Origin of the sequence: Mucilaginibacter boryungensis (assembly GCF_015221995.1) — a bacterium.
In the GTDB taxonomy this organism is placed as follows: Bacteria; Bacteroidota; Bacteroidia; order Sphingobacteriales; family Sphingobacteriaceae; genus Mucilaginibacter; species Mucilaginibacter boryungensis.
The window spans coordinates 1,219,798-1,244,703 of the sequence record NZ_JADFFM010000002.1 but is presented as its reverse complement, the minus strand read 5'-3'; the positions used below and the strand labels follow the sequence as shown (position 1 = coordinate 1,244,703).

The 24,906-nt window shown below is 45.2% G+C and carries 20 protein-coding genes; 9 read left to right on the top strand and 11 right to left on the bottom strand.

The genetic code is table 11. The features are described from left to right. Positions 1-407 precede the first annotated feature (407 nt). Genes IRJ18_RS18395 through ileS form a run of 3 tightly spaced genes read right to left on the bottom strand, consistent with a single transcriptional unit; the run spans position 408 to position 4,801 of the window. The gene (locus tag IRJ18_RS18395; protein WP_194107754.1) at positions 408-1,013 is read right to left on the bottom strand and encodes a lipoprotein signal peptidase; all 606 of its coding nucleotides are present in this window, start codon (positions 1,011-1,013) and stop codon (positions 408-410) included. Continuing rightward, positions 1,014-1,400 carry a TraR/DksA family transcriptional regulator gene (locus tag IRJ18_RS18390; RefSeq protein ID WP_194107753.1) on the bottom strand — a complete coding sequence of 129 codons (387 nt, stop codon included), beginning with the start codon at positions 1,398-1,400 and terminating at the stop codon, positions 1,014-1,016. It lies immediately after the preceding gene. Beyond that, a complete protein-coding gene (gene ileS / locus IRJ18_RS18385) occupies positions 1,400-4,801 on the bottom strand; it encodes an isoleucine--tRNA ligase (protein WP_194107752.1) in 3,402 nt (1,133 codons plus the stop codon). Before ileS ends, IRJ18_RS18390 begins: the two co-directional genes overlap by 1 nt. A 175-nt stretch (positions 4,802-4,976) precedes the next feature. Here ileS and IRJ18_RS18380 point away from each other — a divergent pair, with 175 nt between their 5' ends. Next, positions 4,977-5,159, top strand: a complete 183-nt coding sequence (locus IRJ18_RS18380) for a hypothetical protein (RefSeq protein WP_194107751.1) — start codon at positions 4,977-4,979, stop codon at positions 5,157-5,159. Positions 5,160-5,224: 65 nt separating this feature from the next. Here the strand turns inward: IRJ18_RS18380 and IRJ18_RS18375 are convergent, their stop codons facing one another. The 5 genes from IRJ18_RS18375 to IRJ18_RS18355 are packed head-to-tail and all read right to left on the bottom strand — an operon-like array spanning position 5,225 to position 8,361. Further along, positions 5,225-6,001 (bottom strand): SDR family oxidoreductase, encoded by a 777-nt coding sequence (locus tag IRJ18_RS18375; protein WP_194107750.1) that lies wholly within the window; start codon positions 5,999-6,001, stop codon positions 5,225-5,227. Between the two features lie 37 nt (positions 6,002-6,038). Continuing rightward, on the bottom strand, positions 6,039-6,515 hold the full coding sequence (locus IRJ18_RS18370) for a hypothetical protein (protein ID WP_194107749.1): 477 nt from the start codon (positions 6,513-6,515) through the stop codon (positions 6,039-6,041). A 2-nt stretch (positions 6,516-6,517) separates the two neighbouring features. Then, a complete protein-coding gene (locus tag IRJ18_RS18365) occupies positions 6,518-6,979 on the bottom strand; it encodes an SRPBCC family protein (RefSeq protein WP_194107748.1) in 462 nt (153 codons plus the stop codon). 1 nt (position 6,980) lies between these two features. Further along, complete coding sequence (locus IRJ18_RS18360) at positions 6,981-7,799, bottom strand: thiol-disulfide oxidoreductase DCC family protein (RefSeq protein ID WP_194107747.1); 819 nt, start codon at positions 7,797-7,799, stop codon at positions 6,981-6,983. 55 nt (positions 7,800-7,854) lie between these two features. Continuing rightward, entirely contained in the window at positions 7,855-8,361 is a 507-nt protein-coding gene (locus IRJ18_RS18355) for a GbsR/MarR family transcriptional regulator (protein ID WP_194107746.1), read from the bottom strand. Positions 8,362-8,582: 221 nt separating this feature from the next. Between IRJ18_RS18355 and IRJ18_RS18350 the strand changes: the two genes are divergently transcribed. The 8 genes from IRJ18_RS18350 (at position 8,583) to IRJ18_RS18315 (ending at position 18,929) form a co-directional block, all read left to right on the top strand. Further along, on the top strand, positions 8,583-10,445 hold the full coding sequence (locus IRJ18_RS18350) for a M61 family metallopeptidase (protein ID WP_194107745.1): 1,863 nt from the start codon (positions 8,583-8,585) through the stop codon (positions 10,443-10,445). A 4-nt stretch (positions 10,446-10,449) separates the two neighbouring features. Next, positions 10,450-11,742 (top strand): M20/M25/M40 family metallo-hydrolase, encoded by a 1,293-nt coding sequence (locus tag IRJ18_RS18345; RefSeq protein ID WP_228072940.1) that lies wholly within the window; start codon positions 10,450-10,452, stop codon positions 11,740-11,742. A gap of 351 nt (positions 11,743-12,093) precedes the next feature. Next, a complete protein-coding gene (pdeM, locus tag IRJ18_RS18340) occupies positions 12,094-12,759 on the top strand; it encodes a ligase-associated DNA damage response endonuclease PdeM (protein WP_228072938.1) in 666 nt (221 codons plus the stop codon). A gap of 228 nt (positions 12,760-12,987) precedes the next feature. After that, positions 12,988-13,767: a succinate dehydrogenase cytochrome b subunit gene (locus IRJ18_RS18335; protein ID WP_194107744.1), complete on the top strand. Its 780-nt coding sequence runs from the start codon at positions 12,988-12,990 to the stop codon at positions 13,765-13,767. A 31-nt stretch (positions 13,768-13,798) separates the two neighbouring features. Then, positions 13,799-15,733, top strand: coding sequence for a fumarate reductase/succinate dehydrogenase flavoprotein subunit (locus tag IRJ18_RS18330; RefSeq protein ID WP_194107743.1), 1,935 nt, complete (start codon positions 13,799-13,801; stop codon positions 15,731-15,733). A gap of 88 nt (positions 15,734-15,821) precedes the next feature. Next, positions 15,822-16,604 (top strand): succinate dehydrogenase/fumarate reductase iron-sulfur subunit, encoded by a 783-nt coding sequence (locus IRJ18_RS18325; RefSeq protein WP_194107742.1) that lies wholly within the window; start codon positions 15,822-15,824, stop codon positions 16,602-16,604. A gap of 412 nt (positions 16,605-17,016) precedes the next feature. Further along, positions 17,017-18,405, top strand: a complete 1,389-nt coding sequence (locus tag IRJ18_RS18320) for a LutB/LldF family L-lactate oxidation iron-sulfur protein (RefSeq protein WP_194107741.1) — start codon at positions 17,017-17,019, stop codon at positions 18,403-18,405. After that, positions 18,402-18,929, top strand: coding sequence for a dihydrofolate reductase family protein (locus IRJ18_RS18315; protein WP_194107740.1), 528 nt, complete (start codon positions 18,402-18,404; stop codon positions 18,927-18,929). The genes IRJ18_RS18320 and IRJ18_RS18315 overlap by 4 nt, the downstream gene beginning before the upstream one ends. 2 nt (positions 18,930-18,931) lie before the next feature. On the opposite strand, the gene IRJ18_RS18310 is transcribed toward IRJ18_RS18315, so the two are convergent. The 3 genes from IRJ18_RS18310 to uvrA all read right to left on the bottom strand — a co-directional run bounded on the left by IRJ18_RS18310 (position 18,932) and on the right by uvrA (position 24,863). Further along, positions 18,932-20,440: an NAD(P)H-hydrate dehydratase gene (locus IRJ18_RS18310; protein ID WP_194107739.1), complete on the bottom strand. Its 1,509-nt coding sequence runs from the start codon at positions 20,438-20,440 to the stop codon at positions 18,932-18,934. A 57-nt stretch (positions 20,441-20,497) separates the two neighbouring features. After that, positions 20,498-21,823: a TPR end-of-group domain-containing protein gene (locus IRJ18_RS18305; protein WP_194107738.1), complete on the bottom strand. Its 1,326-nt coding sequence runs from the start codon at positions 21,821-21,823 to the stop codon at positions 20,498-20,500. A 196-nt stretch (positions 21,824-22,019) separates the two neighbouring features. After that, positions 22,020-24,863 (bottom strand): excinuclease ABC subunit UvrA, encoded by a 2,844-nt coding sequence (gene uvrA / locus IRJ18_RS18300; RefSeq protein WP_194108279.1) that lies wholly within the window; start codon positions 24,861-24,863, stop codon positions 22,020-22,022. Positions 24,864-24,906 lie beyond the last annotated feature (43 nt).

Genomic DNA, 24,906 nt, shown 5'->3' with positions numbered 1-24,906 from the left:
AGAAAGACGTTTAGTTACAAGAGCCCCCATATATACACTATTTGGGGGCTTTTTTATGAGAAAAAAAAGTAATTAATGTCAGTTTGATATAAAACACAATATGTCATTTCGAACGAGGCACGAGGAGAAATCTTATATATGCGATAAGTGAACCGTAGAAGATTTCTCTTTCGCCCCTTCGCACATTCAGTCCGCGCTCTATCGAAATGACATAGTTTTTTATCGATTTACGATAGCCTTTTTTATCGAACTCATGTAGTTGAGCACTTTTTTTATGATGGATTTGCTTACCTGCGTTGGGCTTAAACCAATCTGCGCAGCCAGGAAGCCATAACTTCCTCTCCTGCCAAACAAAAAAGCCGCTTAACGCGGCTTTAGTATTTTCATTTACTTTCAGAGGGTAGGGACTATTCCTCCACTACTTCGCTATTCAAATTACTTTCCTCTATCACTTCATGTTTAAAGTAGCGTTTTTGCCATATCAGGATAGCAATTACGCCCACTGAAATAGAGGCATCGGCGAAGTTAAATACTGGTTGGAAAAACTCGAAATATTGCCCATGCCAAACCGGGAACCATGATGGATAAGTGCCGCGGATGAGCGGGAAGTAGAACATATCTACCACACGGCCCTGGAAAATAGGGGCATAGTGATAAATAACACCATAAAATGTCGAGTCGATAATATTACCAACCGCGCCTGCAAATATCAGGGCTACGTTAAGTATCAACCCACGATGATATTTATGCTGGATAAGATAAACTACCCCGTAACCAATAGCAACTACCGCCGCAATGCGGAATATGGTTAAGGCCAGCTTGCCGGTTATCCCGCCAATTTCCCAGCCGAAGGCCATGCCATTGTTTTCGGTATAATGCAGCATGCCGCGGTTACCTAAAAAATGAATTTCCTCGCCAATATACATATGCTTCCTCACCCAGATTTTTATAACCTGGTCGATAATGATGATCAGCGCGGCAATTAAAAAAGGTTTCGTATACGCAGCCTTCATTTAGTATTGCTTCATTTTGGCTTCCATGCTTAGCGTAGTATGCGGTACAGCACGTAAGCGTTCTTTTTGTATCAACTTGCCTGTTTCGCGGCAAATACCATAAGTTTTATTCTGAATGCGTACCAACGCAGCCTCTAACTGCTCTATAAACTTCTTTTGGCGGGCCGCTAACTGGTTAATTGATTCCTTTTCCAGCGTGGCCGATCCGTCTTCCAGTGTTTTATATGTTCCGGCGGTATCATCGGTACCGTTAGCGTTAGGACTGCTTAAAGATGAAGCCAGGTTATTTAGCTCTTCTTTAGCAATACGTAATTTTTCAAGAATAATCTCTTTAAATTCCTGTAACTCGGTGTCTGAATACCTGGTTTTTTCGTTCTCTTGTTTCATTATATTTTTGTTATAGCAATAATAATTTCGTTCCCATCAATCTCGGTCTTTTCACCATTAATCAACTCATTGTCAAATAGTACGGTATCTGCTAAAATTTCGGCGCAAATATATGATAAATTATTGTTCACCGCTTCGCGCAGTAATTCTGCATTTCCTAATCTCACATTAATTCGGTCTGTTACCTCAAAACCACTCGCTTTACGCTGATTTTGTACCCGGTTGATCAGCTCGCGCGAGATACCTTCCTGTTTCAATTCGTTGGATATGGTAACATCTAAAGCTACGGTTAGTTTTCCCAAATTTGCAACCTGCCAGCCTTCAACATCTTCGGCAATGATTTCTACATCACTTACCAATAACTTATACATCTCCCCTTCGCCATAAACAAGCACCTTGCTACCTTCGTTTTCAAGTTTGGTAATTCCTTCTTGATCAAGTAAGTTAATGGCCTCAGCCACAGCCTTCATGTCCTTACCAACCTTGGCGCCAAGCGCTTTAAAGTTTGGTTTAACTTTCTTTTTAATAAAGCCGGCGGCATCGGTAATGTACTCGATATCCTTAATATTAGTTTCAGATAAAATTAATTCTTTTACCTGCTCAACCTGCTGTTTAAAGGTTTTATCGAGGATAGGTAATAAGATCTTGCTCAATGGCTGACGTACGTTAATACCCACCTTTTTACGCAGCGATAACACCAGCGATGAAATATCCTGTGCCATTTGCATACGCTCTTCCAGGGCCTGATTCACTAATTCAGGTTGATAAGCCGGGAAATTGGCCAGGTGCACTGATTCAAAGCTTTCTTTTTTGGTGGCGCTGTTTAAATCGGTATATAAACGCTCGGCAAAGAACGGCGCTATTGGCGACATTAATTTGGCGATAGTTACCAAACAAGTGTACAACGTTTGGTAAGCTGATAGTTTATCTTCGTTACTATCCGAACGCCAGAAACGGCGGCGGCTTAAACGCACGTACCAGTTGCTCAGGTGTGCATCCACAAAATCCTGTATGGCGCGGGCAGCTTTGGTAGGCTCGAAATCGGCATAGAAATCGTCCACCTCCTTACTTAAAGTATTTAGTAAGGATATGATCCACTGGTCAATTTCAGGGCGGTCGCTTATCGCTATCTCGGCTTCGCTGTAATTGAATTTATCAATATTTGCATACAGCGCGAAGAACGAATAGGTATTATAAAGTGTACCGAAGAATTTGCGGCGCACTTCATCCAGCCCTTCAATATTAAATTTCAAGTTATCCCATGGCGATGCGTTGCTGATCATATACCAGCGGGCGGCATCGGCGCCGTATTTCTCTATCGTTTCAAACGGCTCAACGGCATTGCCTAAGCGTTTAGACATTTTGTTGCCGTTCTTATCCAGCACCAACCCGTTTGATACTACGTTTTTAAACGAGATGCCTTTATTGCCCACTTTGGCATTAACGGCTTTTACCTCGTCGCTGGCTTCGCTTAGCATAACGGCTATGGCGTGCAGGGTAAAGAACCAGCCGCGGGTTTGATCGACACCCTCGGCGATAAAATCTGCCGGGTAAGCGTCAGTAAATTGCTCTTTGTTCTCAAACGGGAAGTGCCATTGCGCATAAGGCATGGCCCCGCTATCAAACCAAACGTCGATCAGGTCGGGCTCGCGGAACATTTTATTACCGTTGCTTGATACCAGCACCACATCGTCCACATATGGGCGGTGCATATCAGCCAGGCGGAAATCTTTCGGCATAAAACCTGCTGCCGCGGCGGCGTCAATTTCTTTGTTCAGTTCTTCTATCGAACCAATACATTTCTCTTCCGAACCATTTTCCTCGCGCCAGATAGGCAGTGGCGTGCCCCAGTAACGTGAACGCGACAGGTTCCAGTCAACCAGGTTTTCCAGCCAGTTGCCAAAACGCCCGGTACCGGTAGCTTCAGGTTTCCAGTTGATGGTTTTATTCAGTTCGATCAGCTTATCCTTAACCGCGGTTGTTTTAATGAACCAGCTATCCAGCGGATAGTATAAAATTGGTTCATCTGTACGCCACGAGTGCGGGTAGCTGTGCTCGTATTTCTTAACGTCGAACGCTTTATTATCAGTTTTAAGCTTGATAGAGATGAGTACGTCTGTCGGTTTAAAGCCCGGTGCTTCACGTTCTTCTTTGCTGTAGTATTCTTCTTTAACATATAGGCCGGCAAAGTCGGTCACTTCATCAACAAACTTACCTTGCTTATTCACCAGCGGTACTTCCTTGCCCGTTTCATCCAGCACCATTACGGATGGCACATCGTTCTCTTTACAAGCCCTAAAGTCATCCGCACCAAAAACAGAGGCGGTGTGTACTATGCCTGTACCATCTTCGGTAGTCACAAAATCAGCCGGGATCACGCGGAAAGCTTTAGCTTCCAGTTCAGCATTGGTTACATAAGGCATCAACTGGTGATAACGCAGGCCCAATAGGTCTTTGCCTTTAAATTCAGCTTTAACCACCCATGGGATAACCTTATCGCCTTCCTTATAATCGGCAAATGAAGCGTTCTCACCTTCGGCTTTAAAGTATTTTGGTACCAGCACTTTAGCCAATACCACGCTTACCGGCTGGAAGGTGTAAGGGTTGAAGGTGCTGATTTTTACGTAATCGATATTTTCGCCCACGGCCAGCGCGCAGTTTGATGGCAGTGTCCATGGGGTAGTCGTCCAGGCCAGTATTACGGTGTCCTCACTTGCATTTTCAAACAAGGTTGGCATTAGCGGGTGCTGCTGGTCGTTCTTCAAATGGAATTGGGCCACAATGGTGGTGTCCTTCACCATTTTGTAAGTACCCGGCTGGTTCAGCTCGTGCGAGCTTAAGCCGGTGCCCGATTTTGGTGAATATGGCTGCACCGTATAACCTTTGTACAACCAGCCTTTATTGTAAAGCTCCTTCAGTATCCACCAAAGGGTTTCAATATATTCGTTTTTGTAGGTGATGTACGGGTTTTCCAAGTCGACCCAATAACCCATCTTTTCGGTCAGGTCGTTCCATACATCGGTATATTTCATTACCTCCTTGCGGCAGGCTTCGTTATAATCTTCAATCGAGATCTTTTTACCGATATCGTCCTTGGTAATACCCAGCGATTTTTCAACCGCCAGTTCAATAGGCAAGCCGTGCGTATCCCAGCCGCCTTTGCGTTTTACCTGGTAGCCTTTCAACGTTTTGTAACGGCAAAAAATATCTTTAATGGCGCGGGCCATCACGTGGTGAATGCCCGGCATACCGTTGGCAGAGGGCGGCCCTTCATAAAAAGTATAAGGGTTGGTTGCCGGCCTGCTGCTGATGCTTTTTGCAAAAATGTTATTCTGTTGCCAGAAGTTAAGTACGTCTTTACCCGTTTGCGATAAGTTTAATTGCTTATATTCCTTGTACATCAGTGTATTCGCCTCAAAATTTGAGGTGCAAAAATACGGATTATTAAGTTAAAAATATATATTGCAGCATGATAAATCCGATAAAACGCGCTATTATTATCGCGTGTACAGCCATAATTTCGGTTATTGTTTTAATAGTTGTTGTTGCAGCACAACGGCCAAAGTTTTCAAGATCATGAATGATAAGGTCAGGCGCGTATTAGCATTGCTGGCCATTGCGGCAGCACTGTTCACCATATCCGAAATTTATACTGCCTCCTGGATGCTATGGGTACGCGGCGCAGCGGCAGGTATGGCGCTGGCTGGCATTGTTGGTGTTGTATTGATCATCGCCGATGAATTGAAGGAGAAAAAGTAATTAAGCAGAAAGCTAAAAGCAGGATTATTTAGCTTTCTGCTTTAGCCTTTTACCTTAAGTTCCTATTAAAAAATCCCCCTGCTTGCACCTCCATCAACCTGTATGGTAGTCCCGCTAATGTAAGCGGCTTGTTCTGAAGCCAGGAAAGCCACTAATGCTGCCAGTTCTTGGGGTTTACCAATACGACCTAAAGGGATAGATTTAGCTTTCTCTTTCATTACCTGTTCAGGGTCAGCATCTTTTGGGAAGGTGTGTTTAATACGGTCGGTTAATATTAGCCCTGGTGCTACATTGTTAACGGTAATGTTATAAGGGCCAAACTCATCGGCCAGCATTTTGGCCATGCCGACAACCCCCATGCGCATGCTGGTGCTCAACACCGAATTGGCCAGTACCGATTTCACCGACCCGCTGATGATATTGATAATCCTGCCTCCGCCTGCTTTTTGCATGTAGGGCAACACTTGCCTACTGGTGTGTGCAAAGCTGAGCAGGTTCAACTCAAATGCTTTTTGCCATTGGGTATCGTCCAGGTTTTCAAACTTATCAAACGGCGGACCGCCGGCATTGTTCAGTAAAATATCTACCCGGCCAAATTTCGCAGCGGCCTTTTCAATAAAAGCGTTCAGTTCATCGCCTTGCGATACATCCACCGCCATTGCAATAACTTCGTTTCCGGTTTGCTGCGCGATATCAGCGGCGGCTTTATTGATCTCCGCTTCATCACGCGAGCCAATGATCACTTTCGCCCCCTCGGCAGATAAGGCGGTGGCAATGGCCCGGCCTAAACCTTTACTGGCAGCTAATACTATGGCTACTTTATTGGTGAGTTTTAAATCCATGTTTTAAAGGTAGAATATTGCTATCAAAACTCATTATTTATCCCATTTGTTCTAATCTGCGCGTAGCCTTATAAGCCAACCAAAGCGGAATAATCCCAATAACTCCGAAAGAACAATCTATCAACCGCCAGAAAATAGGGATATGTCTTACCCCGCCGGCAATAAACGCCAGCGGGAAAATGAGCACGCAGGCAATCATCCCGAACTGGATAACCCAAATGTTTTTCACAGGGTTTTTCAGCGGACCGATAAAAACTATAACAATAACCAAATGAGCGAAGGCCAGCCAATCGGTGCCGTAGCTTAAGTATGGATAGTGTTGATTTACAAATAGTAAGCAATTGTATATCGTAGTTATCCAATGATGTAACGCGGGCGTCCCGTGTAAATGATCTTTAACTAAGCCCAGTTCCGTTTCCAGCGGGAAGGCGGTGATACCGCTTAATGTCAGTCCGATAATGATGATCCAAATGCAAACCCTGATGCGCTTTTGTAGTTGTTCAATCTTTCCCATTTTTACAGATTTTTAGCGTTTTCTGCCGTTTCTTTTATGGTTTTATTCCGTTTTAACAGTAATTGGGTTAGGTAGGCCTTCATCATTAATTTATCGGCCAGCCTGCCCAGGAAACCAAGGGGCGATTCAAACTCAAAGTAATCGGTCATGATGGTGTATTTGCCCGATTGCTGGAAAGTATGCAGGTGCTTTAATTTTTTGAAAGGGCCTTTCACTTGCTCGTCGGTAAAAGATATAGCGTATCTTAACTCGGTGATCTTGCTGGTCATTTCCATCGCTATCCCAAAGTGTCTGGCCCGCCAGGTAACCGTTTCGTTCAACCCTATCAATCCATCGGTTATACCGGCCACGGCTTTTTCGCCGGTGTGCTGCATAGAAGTTTTATGCAGATCGATACTCCGCGCCAAATCGAAGCAAACTTCCACTGGTGCATTAATGCTGGTAATGAGTTTAATAGTTGGCATTTCAGTTAAGGTAAAGGATCAAAAACAAAAGCGCCAGCCTGTATACTGCCCAGGTAATAGTAAGTAACCAGCCTAAACCTAATAGCCTGGTACGGCGGATGTGCTCTAAAAACATCAACCCAGCCACAGCCAAAAACCATAAAAGGCAAACTATTGGCGCTATGGCCATAAACTTCGCCATAATAATCACCGGCAGTAACAGTAAGGCGACGCCGAAAGATATCGTCATCATATTGCCCAGGTAGTCCCAGCGTTTAGCGGGACGGTACAGGGTAATTACAATGCCCTGGAAAAGTACCTGTCCGCTACAGATCATATATTCGCGGTAGGGTCTGCCCAATGGCACCAAGCCTGTTAAATGACCTGCATAATGGGTCAGTATAAAACCTACGCTCAGGCTGGTGAATAGTAAATAGGCTAATCTGTAAGTTAAATTGAAGGTTGGCTGCAAACCGGTTTCCTCGGCATAGGCCGGTATAATTACCCGGCGGTTGTAGGAAATAAAAGCATAAAACTTACTCATCAGCCAAATAAACGGCCTAAATTTAAACAGCGGACCAAATACCGGGAAGGCGTTGCCAATAATTTTGAAAAGACTATGGATGCCGTATTTCACTTCGCCGGTTTGGGTGTTAACCAATGCAATCTCGTTCATAGCACGCTGCCTGTCTACCAGTGGACAGGCAGCTTCGGGCATTTGCTGGTAGGGTGTGCGGCCTTGTTTGTCCAGCATCCCCGTGGCTACAAATGCCTTACTGTATAAATTGCACATGGGGCATTCGGCATCGTAAAGTATGGTGTATCCGGCTAAAGTTTTCATTGTGATATTATTTATTGTATTTTCAGGAAAATATGAAAGATTGATGCAAATTTTTTTACTTAAATATTTTGAAGATAGAACCCCAAAACCAGTTCTCTTCAGCTTTTAACATGGTCTCTAAAGTTTTATTTACGTTTTTAGCCAGTTTGTTAATATCAATAACCGATGTTTTAAAAGTTTTGTAATCAGCACTTTTCTCGTCGCCTTTAACTTCCTGCAATTCGTTCAGTAATTTAATAATAGGGTCAAGCTCGCGCTTTTTGCGTTCCTGCGCTACCTGGCGGGCAATGGCCCAGGTGTCTTTTTCGGCAAAAAAGTATTCTTTGCGTTCACCCGGACGGTGTTGCTTTTCAATCAAACCCCAGCTGATCAGGTCGCGCAGGGTCATATTGGCATTACCGCGGGAAATGCTTAGCTGCTCCATAATATCTTCGGTCGTCAGCGCTTGCGGACTAATCAGCAGCAAAGCATGTACCTGGGCCATGGTGCGGTTAATACCCCACTCGCTTCCCAGTTTCCCCCAGGCCTCAATAAACTTTAGCTTTGCTTCTGCCAGTTCCATATACAAAAGTACACAACTTTTTTAATTTTCAAAATTTATTGAAAGTTTATTTTTTATTATCGACCGCGACTTATAAGCTCAACATATCGGAAGATTGCTTCGTTCCTCGCAATGACTTAATGGTGGTACTACAAAATCTATGTTACAAACCTTGCCCGGGGTATTACTATTTACCAATTAAATAGTAATTTGACACTTTATTTTATCAGGCATAATTTTATATGAAAAAACTTTTACTAAGTATGGCTGCCGTATTTATGGCGGTGGCGGCATTTGCACAAAATGAGATCTACTACTCTGTATCATTCCCAAATGCCATACATCACGAAGCGGAAATAAGCTTACGCATAGGTAATTTGCCGCTGTCTCCACTAAGGGTACGTATGAGCCGATCATCAGCCGGGCGCTATGCCACCCACGAGTTTGGCAAAAACGTTTACAACGTGCATGCGGTTGATGGCAACGGCAAAGCACTAACCGTTAAACAAATTGAAGGCGATGTTTGGGAGATCAGCGGTCATGGCGATAATGTAAAAGTAAGCTATACCCTTTTTGCCAATTGGACAGACGGCACCTATGCCAGTATAGATCCCAGTCATGCGCATCTGAACATGCCTGCAGCTATGATGTGGGCAGTAGGGTTTGATGCCCGGCCGATACATATCCAATTTGATGATTTTGAAAAATATGGCTGGCAGATAGCAACCCAATTAAAACAGGAAACGCAGAATTCCTATTTTGCACCCAACCTGCAGTATTTAATGGATAGCCCAACCGAGCTATCAAACTATAAAGAGAACAGCTGGGAAGTTAAAAACCCTGATGGTAAAAAACTGGGCTTGCATGTGGCTATCCACTCGGACGATAGCCAGCCTGTGATAGATAACTTTGCCAAAATGGTACAAAAAATTGTACTGGAAGAACAAGCCGTTTTTGGTGAATTGCCAGTGTATGATTTTAATAACTATACCTTCCTGGATGATGTTTATCCCACCAATTCGGGAGATGGTATGGAACACCGGAATTCAACCTGCATTGTGCACCCGGCCGACAAAATTGAAGGTAATGAAAGCCGTTTATTGGGCACTTACGCGCACGAATATTTCCATAGCTGGAACGTAAAACGCATCAGGCCAAAATCATTAGAGCCATTTAATTTTGAGCACGCCAACATGAGCAGTGAACTTTGGTTTGCCGAGGGCTTTACCCAATATTACGGCGAACTGATGCTGGTGCGCGCGGGTTTTGTTACGCCCGAACAATATACCCGCACGGCCGCAGGTTTAATAAATTCGGTATTAAATACACCCGCCGCGTTAAAATATACGCCGGCGCAGATGAGCCGGTATTCAGTTTTTGCTGATGCAGGCGTTTCTATCGACCCTAATAATAACACCAATATATTTACCAGCTATTACTTTTATGGTGGTGCAACGGCATTAGCCCTCGACCTGCGTTTACGCAGCGAGTTTAACCTTACGCTTGATGATTATATGCAGGCCGTGTGGCAAAACCTGGGCAAGGTGATGAAACCTTATACTATTGCCGATCTGCAAACCGTGTTGGGCAAAGTAACTAATCCCAAATTCGCCGCCGATTTTTTTAACCGCTATATTAATGGGATAGAAAAAAACAATTACGAAGCCTTATTAACCAAGGCAGGAATGGTGCTGCGTAAGGCACAACCAGGCAAAGCCTGGGCAGGCTCGTTCGGAGGTTTCCAGGGCCGTGGCAGGGCTGGGCAGGCACGTACTGCTAATGCAGCCACGGGCATTCCAATTGTTAATAGCACAGCGCAAGGCTCGCCTATTTATAAGGCAGGTATTGATGCAGGGGATATTTTACTGAAAGCCGATGGTAAGGAGCTGACTGATGCCACTACGCTGCAGGATATCCTTGTCGCCAAAAAACCGGGCGATAAGATCAGCATCAGCTATAAAAACCGTACCGGCATGCACGAAACCGAATTGACGCTGGAAGAAAACCCGGCGCTTGAGGTAGTGACCAATGAAAAAGCAGGAAAAGAATTAACTAAAGATCAGGCCGCTTTTCGCAGTGCCTGGTTATCAACCAAAGTGAAATAAAACCATGATGAAGAAATACATTTTAGCAGGCGCTATGCTTGCCGCCGGACTTGCAAGCCAGGCCCAAAACGTTAACAAACTGATAGATCAGAAAGATGTTGAACGAATTATCGCGACATTATCTGACGATAATATGCAAGGCCGCGCCATATTTACGCCCGGTATTGATAAGGCCGCTAAGTTTATTGAAGGCGAATTTACAAAGATTGGCCTACAGCCATTAGCGGGGGAGAGCGGCTTTCGCCAAAACATACCTATGAAGCGTACCATACCCGGTAAAACAACGGTAAATATTAATATGTCATCGGTGCCATCAGCCAATGCTTATGCTATTGCCAATACCTCGTTTAGCTGGAGCAACGATGCGGATGTACAGGTAATAAAAGAAACTGCCGATAAAAACTACCAGCAGGACATGCGTGCCATAATGATGAGCGGTAAAAAAACATTGGTATTGTTAGACCCTGCTTTTGAAACCCAGTTTAAGGCGGGCCGTGAAAGGGCCATGAATGGTAATAGCAGGCCAGGGGCACAGCCTATAGTTTTTGTATTGGGTAAAATTGATGATAACATCCGCTCGTTTGAAGTTAGCTGTAACATAAAATCTGAAGATGTGCCTTTGTTCAACGTTGCAGGGATGATCCCCGGTAAAAGCAAGCCAGATGAGTTTGTGGTTTTTTCCGGCCATTACGATCACCTTGGGGTTAAGCCGGGCATGAAACCTGATAGCATATATAATGGTGCCGATGATGATGCATCGGGCACTACCGCTGTTATTGAGCTGGCTAAATACTACAAGAAGCTTAATAATAACGAGCGTACCTTAATTTTTGTAGCCTTTACCGGCGAAGAATCGGGCGGCTACGGCGCGCGCCATTTCACTACTACGGTTAATGCCGATAAAGTAGTGGCGATGTTTAATATCGAGATGATAGGTAAGCCATCAAAATGGGGACAAAACTCGGCTTTTATAACCGGGTACGAACGCTCGGACTTTGGCCAGATACTACAAAAGAACCTGGAAGGCACTGACTTTAAATTCTATCCGGATCCGTACACCAAAGAGAACTTATTCTACCGCAGCGACAATGCCACACTGGCCCGTTTAGGCGTCCCTGCACACACCATTTCTACCGACCAGATAGACATCGACCCGGATTACCATAAAGTAACCGACGAACTTAAAACACTTGATGTGGCCAACATTACTGCCGCTATCCGCGCCATCGCACTAAGCTCGCGCACTATTGTATCAGGAAAAGATACGCCTACAAGGGTAGCTAAGCTGGAGCGATAGTTTCCATTAATATAAAGAAAAGCCGCAAGTTGATTGATGACTTGCGGCTTTTCATTTAGGGGATAATCTTAGTCTATTGGTCCTACTATCTCTCTGTCACAGGAAATCGCTTTTAAACTTTCAGTTCGTTTTTGAGGCTAAAGTCCTTTTTACTTTGTCTTAACCAACCATAAATGGGACGGCAATGAAATGTTTACCTTTTTTTATTGCCGTTGGCTTCAGCCAACGGGATAAGCCCGAATTATAAGATGGCTTTAGCCTCAAATTTACCGATGCTGATTTAAAGCGATGTCGCTTTTCTCCATCATACTTGTGCTAATTTTTTTAGTGTAAAATCTTATCTTTGCTTTTATGACAATGACAACTGGCGGGATGGAGATTGAGCTGCTGAACCAACACCTTTTACTTTTACCACAAAAAGCCATTTACTGGAAAGAGGAAAAAGCCTTGATAGCGGCCGACGTACACCTGGGTAAGGTTGGTCATTTCCGTAAAGCCGGCATCGCTGTTCCGCGCGATATGGAGCAGGACGACCTGGCCGTTCTGTCCGACCTGATCCACGAACACCGCCCGGAAAAGATCATCTTTTTAGGCGACCTGTTTCACAGCGATATGAATAACGATTGGGAATGGTTCGCTATGTGGCGCAGGCATTTTGTCAAACTGAAGATCATCCTTATAAAAGGCAACCACGATATTATCCACGACAGGCATTACCTTGAACTGGATGTAGAGCTGCATAAGCAATTGCTTGTTGGTCCCTTCCTGATGCTGCACCATCCCTTAACCGAAGAAAAACTGGAAACCGCCGAAGGCTATGTTTTTTGCGGGCATATCCATCCGGGCGTAAGTCTGTCGGGCCGGGCGCGCCAGCATATTACCCTGCCGTGTTTTGCCTTTGGCGATAAACAGGTGATCCTGCCCTCTTTCGGGAAGTTTACCGGCAAAGTTGCCATGCGCTATAGCGGGAACGACCAGATTTATGGCGTGTTGAAAGATAAGATCATAGCCATTTAAATAGAACAACTCAGCGTAAGTATATTGAGGATTCGTTTAAATTCAGCGCGTTTACTTTTGTCTCGAGTATAAACGCATTTAATAACCCCTATCTCTTTAAATCCATCAAATTTTTTTGTCCCAAATTAGAACGTTTCTAAATAGACAATAATCTGACAATAGGTGCAAACGCTTTCTATCTTTCGGCATATTATAAATAATTTTGCGCCAATAAAATATGATTATTCAATGAGCGAATTTAAACAAACCTTCAACTCGTCGATTGGTAAAAAGCTGATCATGGCTTTAACAGGCTTGTTTCTGTGTACCTTTTTAATTGTGCACCTGGCCGGTAACCTGCAGCTGTTTCAAAACGATGAGGGATACGCGTTTAATGTGTATGCTAATTTCCTTACGCATTTCCCGCCAATTGAGGTAGTAGCCTACATTTTGTATGCCTGTATTGTAATCCATGCGTTGTATGCGCTGATACTGACAGTAAAAAACCAAAAGGCACGGCCGGTAAAATATGCGACAGTTAACGAGTCGCCAGCCTCATGGTCATCAAAAAACATGGGCCTGCTGGGATCTATCCTGTTGTTATTCATTGTAATACACATGGGCGATTTTTGGTATAAATACAAGTTCACTGATACCGTGGGCTTTAAAGAATACCGTACCAACGTACTAACTAATCAGCGCACGGTGACCGACTTTATACCGCAGGTAAAAGATTTTGAGCACTCTTTCACTACCGAGAATGATGTGGAGATTGTACGTGTAAAAGACCTGCACACCAAAGTATCGGCCAGTTTTAGCCAGTGGTGGTATGTGGTTATTTATGTAATTGCTATGGGCGCGTTGTCGTTCCACCTGTTACATGGTTTCCAGAGTGCGTTCCGCAGCTTAGGCTGGGTGCATCGCAAGTATACCCCAATAGTTGAACAAATTGGTATATGGCTGTTCGCGGTTATTATCCCATTGGGTTTTGCCGCTATGCCGGTAGTTTATTTTTTCATGCATAAATAAGCCTTAGCTTATCTACATAAAATAGAAAGAAATGAGTTTAGATGGTAAAGTGCCTCAGGGCCCATTAGCTGACAAATGGAGCAAGCATAAGTTTAACCTGAAACTGGTTAACCCTGCCAACAAGCGTAAATATGAAATTATTGTAGTAGGAACCGGTCTGGCAGGCGCTTCGGCAGCAGCTTCACTGGCCGAACTGGGCTATAATGTAAAAGCATTTTGTTTCCAGGATAGCCCGCGCCGTGCGCACTCAATTGCTGCGCAGGGTGGTATTAACGCCGCTAAAAACTATCAGAATGATGGTGACAGCGTATTCCGTTTATTTTACGATACCATAAAGGGCGGCGACTACCGTGCCCGTGAAGGTAACGTGTACCGGTTGGCCGAAGTTTCAGTAAATATTATCGACCAGTGCGTGGCGCAAGGCGTACCTTTTGCCCGCGAATACGGTGGCTTGCTGGATAACCGTTCATTCGGTGGCTCGCAGGTATCGCGTACGTTCTATGCCCGTGGCCAAACAGGACAGCAATTGCTGTTAGGGGCGTATTCAGCGTTAAACCGCCAGATACATGCCGGTAAAGTAAAAATGTACACCCGCCATGAAATGCTGGACGTAGTGGTAGTTGACGGACAAGCCAAAGGTATTGTAACGCGCAATATGATCACCGGTTCAATTGATACGCATGCCGGTCATGCAGTGTTATTATGTACAGGTGGTTATGGTAACGTGTTTTACCTGTCTACCAATGCTATCGGCTCAAACGTAACCGCGGCATGGCGTGCACACAAACGCGGCGCTTATTTTGCCAACCCTTGCTATACACAGATCCACCCAACCTGTATCCCGGTAACCGGTGATCATCAATCGAAACTGACCCTGATGTCGGAATCGCTACGTAACGATGGCCGTGTTTGGGCACCGAAAACAGTTGAGATAGCGGAGAAATTACAGAAAAAACAAATAACCGCTGCCCAGGTAGCTGAAGAAGACAGGGACTACTTCCTGGAACGTAAGTATCCGGCGTTTGGTAACCTTGTTCCGCGCGACGTGGCTTCACGTAATGCCAAAGAAATGGCTGATGAAGGCCGTGGTGTAGGTGCATCGGGCTTAGCGGTTTATCTTGATTTTGCTGACGCGATAAAACGCCTGGGCGAGGATACCGTGAAAGCTAAATACGGTAACCTGTTCGATATGTATATCCAGATCACCGACGAGAACCCTTATAAAGAACCAATGCGCATTTACCCGGCGGTACACTATACCATGGGTGGCCTTTGGGTTGATTATAACCTGCAAACCTCGGTTCCTGGCTTATTTGCTTTAGGCGAATGTAACTTTAGCGATCACGGTGCTAACCGCTTAGGTGCTTCGGCGCTGATGCAGGGTTTATCCGATGGTTACTTTGTGATCCCTTACACTTTGGGCGATTATCTGGCTAAGATTGGCCCGGCTAAAGTGGATACTAATCATCCTGCTTTCGCGCAAACCAAACAGGATGTAATTGATCACGTAAACAGGTTGATATCATTAAAAGGTACTAAAACAACTAATGAGTATCACCGTGAGCTGGGCCACATTATGTGGGAATATTGTGGTATGGCGCGTACCGAAGAAGGCTTGAAGAAAGCTAAAGAAATGATACAGGCCCTAAAAGCTGATTTCTGGAAAAATGCGATCATCGTTGGTAAGAACGAGGAAGTAAACGCATCGTTAGAGCGTGGCGGGCGTGTAGCCGACTTTATTGAACTGGGCGAACTGATGGTTGACGACGCTTTAATGCGCCGCGAATCATGCGGTGGCCACTTCAGGGTTGAATCGCAAACCGAAGACGGTGAAGCTTTACGCGACGACGAAAACTTCGCGTTTGTAGCCGCCTGGGAATTTATGGGCGAAAATCAACCTGAAAAATTGAATAAAGAAGAATTAGTGTTCGAGGCGGTACATTTATCGCAAAGGAATTACGCATAATTAGTGATGAGTTGTGAGTGATGAGTTTTTATTAACTCGGGACTCCATACTCAAAACTCAATACTTAAAACTCAAAACTCAATAAACAATGAGTGGAAATATGAAACTGACGCTTAAAGTATGGCGTCAAAAAGATGCACAAAGCGCAGGAAAAATGGTAACCTATCCGGCCGAGAATATCTCGCCTGATATGTCGTTCCTGGAAATGCTTGATGTGGTTAACGAAGGTCTAATCCACAAAGGAGAAGAGCCTATCCATTTCGATCATGATTGCCGCGAAGGTATCTGCGGAATGTGTTCGTTATATATTAACGGCCGTCCGCATGGGCCTAAAAGGGCTATCACTACCTGCCAGTTGCACATGCGCAGCTTTAAGGATGGGGAAACCATTACTATTGAACCATGGCGCGCAGCAGCCTTCCCGGTAATTAAGGACTTGGCTGTCGACCGTTCAGCGTTCGACCGTATCCAGCAAGCCGGCGGTTATATTTCGGTAAACACCGGTGGTGTACCTGATGCTAACTCAACCCCAATCCCGAAAGTAATTGCTGACGAGGCGTTTAACTCGGCTACGTGTATTGGCTGCGGCGCTTGTGTGGCGGCTTGTAAAAATGCATCGGCTATGCTGTTTGTGTCGGCAAAGATCACTCAATTAGGTTTATTACCGCAAGGCCAGCCCGAGCGTTACCGCCGTGCTCAAAGCATGGTCGCCCAAATGGACGAGGAAGGCTTTGGCAGTTGTACCAATACCGGCGCCTGCGAAGCGGAATGCCCTAAAGAGATCAGCCTGACAAATATCTCGCGCATGAACAACGATTACCTGAGCGCTAAACTGTTCAGGGAGGAAGAAGTTCATCATACAGGCGAATAATAATCAAACATTTGTAGAGACGCAATACTTTGTGTCTCCTGTATATTTAAAAGGCTTAGCACTGCGCTAAGCCTTTCTTGTTTCATCCCCCCTTAAGAAAAGGCAGATTACACCAAACGTTCCGATGGAACGTAATAAATGCTGGATTACATTGCTACCAGCCAACCGTTCCTATGGAACGGTCTCATTTTTCATCCCGTAAGGGATGTCTGGTGGGTAGCAATAAGAAAAAATTTTAACGTTCCATCGGAACGGTTGGTAAATTGGCCAATATACCTTTTCGTCTGCTATTTCTCTTCATAGAGAGAAGACAGGTAATCATCTGCCGCTACGTTATAGGGTACCTGCATGGATACACACATTGTTAACAAATACTGCATCTATTAATTCTATAATTCCCTAATTTCGCTACATGGGAAGTACCGCAGCCGAATTCTTAGCAGATGCCGAAGAAAAAGCCTTCGACGAAAGGCACCGCGCTATTATCAACAACAATATGGGCAAATACCACACTGCTGTTCAGCGGGGTTTATCGCGTATAGCAAACCTGGAAAATGCCAAAAAGAAAGGCCATGTAATCAAATGGCGGGTAATGGAAAACCTGGATAAGTTTCTGCCCGAATTTGAGGCTAATTTCCAGCGGCGCGGCGGTAAGGTAATTTGGGCTAACGATATAGAAGAGGCCCAGCGCGAGATACTGAACATTATTCAAAAAAGCGGCGCTAAATCTGTCATCAAATCCAAATCCATGGTGACAGAAGAAATCCACCTGAACGAGTTTTTAGCAGAGCATAACGTGGAAAGCCTGGAAAGCGATTTGGGCGAATACATTGTACAACTGCTGGGGCAGAAACCTTATCATATAGTTACCCCGGCAATGCACCTAAGTAAAGAGGATATTGCCAAGCTATTTAATGAAAAATTTGGCACGCCCATAGATGCGACCCCTGAACAACTAACCCTGAAAGCCCGCGAACTGCTGCGCGAAAAATATTTACAAGCCGATATCGGTGTCAGCGGTGCAAATTTCCTGATAGCCGATACGGGTAGTATTGCCGTAAGCGAAAATGAGGGGAACGCCCGGCTTTGTACTACCTTTCCTAAAATACATATTGCCATAGTGGGTATCGAAAAAATGATCCCATCGATGATGGACCTCGACCTTTACTGGCCAATGCTGGCTACCCATGGCACCGGGCAAAATTTAACGGTTTATAACACCATATTAAGTGGCCCGCGCCAGGCCGATGAAACCGACGGCCCCGAAGAAATGTATGTAATACTGCTGGATAACGGACGTACTAATCTGCTGGCCCAAAAAGAGCAGCGCGAAGGTTTATACTGCATACGTTGCGGGGCTTGCCTGAATGCCTGCCCGATTTATAAAAATGTTGGCGGCCATACCTATAATACACCCTATAGCGGCCCTATCGGCTCGGTAATTACGCCGCACATGCGGGGCATGGAAGAGTTTAAGCACTTAAGCAATGCATCAAGCCTGTGCGGGAAATGTTCGGAAGTGTGCCCGGTTAAAATAGAGATACATAAAATGCTGCTGCTTAACCGTCGTGATAGTGTCAAGGATGGCTTAGCACCCAAAAAAGAGACCTGGGGCTGGGCGGCCTGGAAAAAAGGCATGCTGAGCCGTAAAAGCATGGATTTTTTTAGCGGCAAGATGAAAAACTTTTTTATGCGCACCTTCTTTAAAAAAGCGTGGGGCGATAGGCGGGAAATGCCTGAAGTAGCTGAAAAATCATTCTCCACTTTGTGGAAGGAAAAGCACAAAGAACTGCCGGAATGAAAAAAATAATATTGAATGTAGCCGTAACACTTGATGGCTATCTTGAAGGCCCAAATGGCGAATACGATTGGTGCTTTGCTGACCAGGATTACGGCATGACCGAATTTTTTGGTAGTATAGATACTATTTTCCTTGGTCGGAAAAGCTACGAGTTGATTTTGAAGACAGGTGATATCAATGCCTTTCCGCAAACCAAATACGTTTTCTCGGATACCCTGGACCCGGCACTGCACCATGCGGTAACTGTAGTTAAGAAGGACGCGTTCAAAGCAACCGTAACCCATATAAAAAACGAAACGGGTGGCCACATCTGGCTGTTTGGTGGCAGCGACCTTATCGCATCTTTTATGCAGGAAATGATGGTAGATGAGTTTTTACTTTCCATCCACCCTATTTTATTGGGCGGCGGTAAGTTGCTGTTTAGCGAAATGGCAAACCGTGTTGGCTTAATACATACCGATACCCAAACTTATAGCAGCGGCTTAGTGCAGGTACGCTATGCCCTTAAACCTGTATCCAACTAATATTATACCGCTATTAAGCGTGCCATTGTCCCGGGCAGTTGCTGTATCAGTTTACCTGGCAATACCACTGTCATACGGTTGGGCAGGGCCAGTTCATCGCCCGCCTTACCATGAATATATGCGCCAATAATACATGCCTGCTCCGGGCTGTATTTTTGTGCCAGCAACGATGTAAGGATGCCGGTAAGCACATCGCCCATGCCACCGCTGGCCATAGCCGCGTTTGATGTGGAATTAAAATAGACTTTCTCATTAGGCGAGGCTATAATAGTATAGGAGTTTTTTAGTAGAATATAAATCTGAAGTTCGGCGGCTTTAACAATAGCGGTTTGTATCCGCGCCCACCAACTGGTATGCTCACCAAACAGACGGTCGAATTCTTTCATATGAGGTGTAACGATGCTACCAACCGGCACCTTTTTCCATAATTTAGGGTTGGCGGCCAACATGTTCAGCGCATCGGCATCTATAACTATTGGTTTTTTAAAGTTTTCAAGTGCGGTAGTGAAAATATCCAGCGCCAGCTTATCCTTGCCCAAACCGGGGCCAATACCAATAGCGCTGAATTTATCCCAGGCAATATCCGGCTGCTTTTTCCCATCGCGCACAATTGCCATAACCTCGGGCTGATAGGTATTTAAAGCGGTCAGGCCGCTTTGGGGGACGCAAGCTGTGGTCAAACCAGCACCAGCATAAGCACACGCAGAGGCGGAAAGCAATGCTGCGCCCATAGTTTCGGGCTGACCGGCAATAATTAAAGCATGGCCAAACGTTCCTTTATTACTGAACCTTAGCCGCGGCTTTAGTAAATGACGAATATCTTTTTCCTCAATAAACTGGTAGGGCGAGTTTAATGAGCGGATAAAACCTTCATCTAAGCCAATATTAACCACCTCCCAGCAATCCATATGCGGACCAGATTCCGGCAGTAGAAAGGTTAATTTGGGTTGCTGAAAGGTAATTACCAGGCTGGCTTTTAATACCGGCGCATCAGCAGGGATTTCGCCTTCGGTAAATAATCCGGTAGGTACATCAACCGCTACTACTGTTTTGTTTAACCCGTTCAAATAGCTTACTAAACGGGCGTAATCATCTTTAAGCGGTTTGTTTAAGCCACTGCCTAACAGGCCATCAATAATGATCTGCGCCTTTTCTTCAGGTAATTTATCACCGGGTAATAGTTCCGTATAAGGTACGTCTGTTGATTTTAGCCGCTCCAGGTTGGCATTAAAATCATCTGACGATTTTTTGCTGAACCGTGCAATTACTACATTAACATTTGTGTACTTATGCTGCTGCAGCATACGGGCAATGGCTAAACCATCGCCGCCGTTATTGCCGGTGCCGCAATAAACACTAATACCTTGTTTTTTATCAGGAAAGTGATTGATGAACCAGCCCACAAATGCTTTCGCCGCGCGCTCCATCAGATCAATTGGAGAAATGGATTCGTGCTTAATGGTATAAGCATCCGCTTTGCGGATATCGTCGGCAATAAGTAGTGGCAGCATATCAGCATAAAGTTAGCATTTATGCTTTTTGTTTTTAATCCTAATTATGGTGAATAGCTAATTCAGTAACATCTGAAATTTTGTGTTCCCTTTCAAAAAATCAAAACTTGCTTCGTTTCGCATTTGCCCTTTATTGGCAAAACCATGTTTTACTGCTTGTTCTAAATAATAAATGGCATTGTCCTCGTCTTTAGTACTTGCAGCTAATAAAGCATGTCGGTAAAACACTTGTGGGTTATCGGGTTCAAATGCTTCAGAAACAGTGAGCAGCTCGGCAGCGGTATCATATCTTTTGGCGTTTAAGTAATTCCCAAAGCTTTCGGATGCGTTGGCGGTAATAAAAGCCTTTTGCCGGGCTATATAATTGCTATCCGCAGCTTTGTGTGAAAGCAGCATTTTGTTAAGTGAAGCTAATTCACTTTTCCACCAACCCTTTGATTTAATTTCTGTATTGTTCCTGCCCATGATCTGCTGAAAAGCCTCGGCTATTTTTTGCTGGTAGGCGTTTTCCTTAAGGGTTAATTGTTTGGCCTGACCCACTTCATCCTGATAAAGTTTTGATGCTTCCAGTTCTTTTAGTTTTTCACTATAGGCCGCATCGGGTGTGATAGCGAGATATTGCCGGTAAAGACTGGCCTTAGTAAGAACCGAACTGGCTTTGCCAATTAACTCATCTGTAAGCGTTTTGTATTTAGGCAAAAGATCATCTGAAGCAGATTTGCGGTGCAGCAGGTACGACCACAACAGTTGACTGTAAAAAACATCTTCAGGCGGCCAGCGGTGCGGGCCATTAAAAGTTTGCAGGTTACTTACAGATGCTGTTGCCTGTAGTTGTTGTATAGCTTGTTGCATCTCCACGTAGTTGAAATCCTGCGTCCCGGCTATTCCGGCAAATGTCCAGTTGAGCTTAGTTTCAGGGATAGGCTGACCAAACCCCGCGCCGCAGGCAATTACCCCAGCAATACCGTTGGCTTGCAAAGCAATGGTAGTAGCTATCCGCGCCCCGCCCGAAAATCCGGTGAGGTAAATATGACTGTTATCAATACTATACTTTCTAAATGCATCGGTAAACAGGGCATTTGCCGCGTTGAGGGACACATTAATTGGTCCATTGCGACTGTTATTTGATGCGATGATGATAAAGCCATAGTCAGCAGCGGCTTTTTTATAAAGTCCGGCAGCAAATTTCCCCCTCGCGGCAGGATCGAACATAAACAGTACTGGGTATTTTTGGGTTTGGCTGTAATTCGATGGCAAACAAACGCTGTAGGATTGCGTGCTATCGGCATTACATTTAACGGTGAGGATATCGCCGGTTTGAGCGGAAACAACTCCCGATTGCAGGAATAATAGGGTAACTAACAACCGGATGCGTTTCTTCATAATTCAGCTAATCTGAATAAAGTTACGAAGATTGCATTAGGTGGGAATAAGTGAATATCAACAATGAGGGGTATAAAGAAAACGGTTTTAGAAAGTTGTCATTGCGAGCAATAGCATGGCGATCTCGTAGTATGCTATCAAACAATGAGATTGCCACGTCACTACGTTCCTCGCAATGACAAAAAAGGAGATGGGCTTACAATCCCATCTCCTTTTTCAAAAACAACCCGGTAAAGCTTTCCTTCACCTTACACAAACCTTCAGGCGTGCCGCTGAACAGTATTTTACCGCCGCCTGTGCCACCTTCAGGGCCAAGGTCAATTACATGGTCGGCTACTTTAATTACGTCAAGGTTATGTTCAATTACCAGTACCGTGTTCCCTTTATCGACCAGTTGGTTCAGTACGCCCAGCAGTACGTTAATATCTTCAAAGTGGAGGCCAGTGGTCGGCTCATCTAAAATGTAGAACGTGTTCCCGGTATCTTTTTTTGATAGCTCGGTAGATAGTTTCACGCGCTGTGCCTCGCCGCCTGATAGCGTGGTTGATGCCTGGCCTAAACGGATGTAGCCCAGGCCTACATCCAGCAATGTTTTCACTTTGCGATAAACAGAAGGGATATGTTCAAAGAACGCCGTAGCATCTTCTATACTCAGATCCAGCACATCGCTGATGGATTTGCCGCGATAGCGTACTTCCAGCGTTTCGCGGTTGTACCTGCGCCCGCCGCATTCCTCGCAAGGGACTTGTACATCCGGCAAAAAGTTCATTTCTATAACTTTCATACCCGCGCCCTGACAGGTTTCGCAGCGCCCGCCTTTTACGTTGAAGCTAAAACGGCCGGGTTTGTAGCCACGGATCTTCGATTCCGGCAACGCTACAAACAGGTTACGAATATCAGAAAATACCCCGGTATAAGTAGCAGGGTTCGACCGCGGTGTGCGGCCAATTGGGGTTTGGTCTATCTCAATTACTTTATCAATATGTTCCAGCCCTTCCACTTTCTCGTAAGGCAGGGGTTGTTTCTTGGCACGGAAAAAATGATGGTTCAGGATAGGGTATAAAGTCTCGGTAATTAAACTGGATTTACCACTGCCCGATACACCCGTAACGCCAATTAATTTTCCTAACGGAAAATCAACACTTACTTTTTTTAAATTATGCCCGGTGGCTTTTTTAAGCGATAATGTTTTACCATTCCCCTCACGGCGTTTCTTTGGGACGGTAATTTCACGCTCACCATTCAGGTAGCTGGTGGTGAGGGTATGTTTCAGCATCAGCTCAGCGGGGGGGCCTTGTGCAACAACTTCGCCGCCGTGTACGCCGGCTGCCGGGCCCATATCTATTACATGGTCGGCCTCCAGTATCATATCCTTATCGTGCTCCACCACTAAAACAGTATTGCCCAGATCACGCAGGTTTTTCAGGGCTTTTATCAGGCGGTCGTTATCGCGCTGATGCAGGCCAATGCTCGGCTCATCCAAAATATACATTACGTTCATCAATTGTGAACCTATTTGTGTAGCCAAACGGATGCGCTGTGCTTCACCGCCTGAGAGGGTGCGGGTGGTGCGGTCTAAGGTCAAGTAGCTTAAACCTACATCCAACAGGAAAACAATGCGCGCACGGATCTCTTTCAAAATCTCGCGGGCTATGGTATTCTGGCGTTCGCTTAACCGGTCTTCCAGGCTGGTGAACCATTGCTGCAATTCGTTAATATCCATGCAGGCCAGCTCGAAAATGTTTTTGTTGTCTATCTTAAAGTTCAGCGATTCCTTTTTCAACCGGGCGCCTTCACACGTCGGGCAGGTTTTCAGCACACGGTAATTCTCCATATCGTCCATACCTTCTTCACCGCGGCGTTCCTGCTGTTCTTCCAGCATGCGGATAATCCCGTCGAACGTAATCTGGTAGTTCTGTACGTTCCACTTGTTGTATTCCACCGCTACGGTAATCATTTCATGACTGCCGTTAAGGATAATATCCAGCGTTTCTTCGGGCAGTTTTTCAATCGGTGTACTCAGCGCAAAATCGTATTTCTTACCCAAAGCCTTCAACACCTGGAAGATCCAGGTATCGCGGTATTCGCCAATGGGAGCCAGGCCGCCATTCATAATGCTAAGCTTAGGGTTAGGGATAACCGAATTCTTATCTACCTCGAAAATATAACCCAAGCCATCGCATTTATCGCACGCGCCATAAGGCGAGTTGAACGAAAATGTATTAGGCTGCGGCTCATCGTATGATATCCCCGATACCGGGTCCATCAGGTACTTGCTATAATAGGATACATTATTATCCTTATCGGCAATACGGATGATCCCTTTAGCCATTTTCAGCGCGGCTTGTACCGATGTGTACAGGCGTTTGCTGTCGGCTTCGCTTACCACCAGGCGGTCAACCACAATATCAATATCGTGTATCTTATAGCGGTCTACCTGCATTTTTGGCGTGATATCGGCAATGGCGCCATCCAGCCATACTTTAAGATACCCTTGTTTGCGTATCTGTTCAAATAGTTCGCGGTAGTGACCCTTACGGCCTTTTACCACCGGAGCCAAAATATTTACCGGCTGACCGTCAAATTTTTCCAGCAAGGCCCGCATAATCTGGTCCTCGCTCATGCGCTCCATCTTTTCGCCGGTTACGTAGCTGTAAGCATCGCCTGCGCGGGCATATAGCAAGCGCATAAAATCGTATATCTCGGTAATGGTACCCACTGTAGACCGCGGGTTTTTGCTGGTGGTTTTCTGCTCGATAGCAATAACTGGGCTAAGGCCCGAAACCTTATCTACATCGGGTCGCTCCATACCGCCCATAAACTGGCGCGAGTAGGCCGAAAATGTTTCCATATACCGACGCTGGCCCTCGGCATAAATGGTATCAAACGCCAGCGACGATTTGCCGCTGCCACTTAAGCCGGTAATAACTACCAGCTGGTTGCGCGGAAAAGAAACGTCGATATTTTTTAAGTTATGTACCCGTGCGCCAAAAACTTCAACTTCGCTTTGTTCGCCCAGGTCTATAGGTTTTTCACTCATTTGTATGTTGGTACCCATTATATTTTAAACCCGGTTTAAAGGG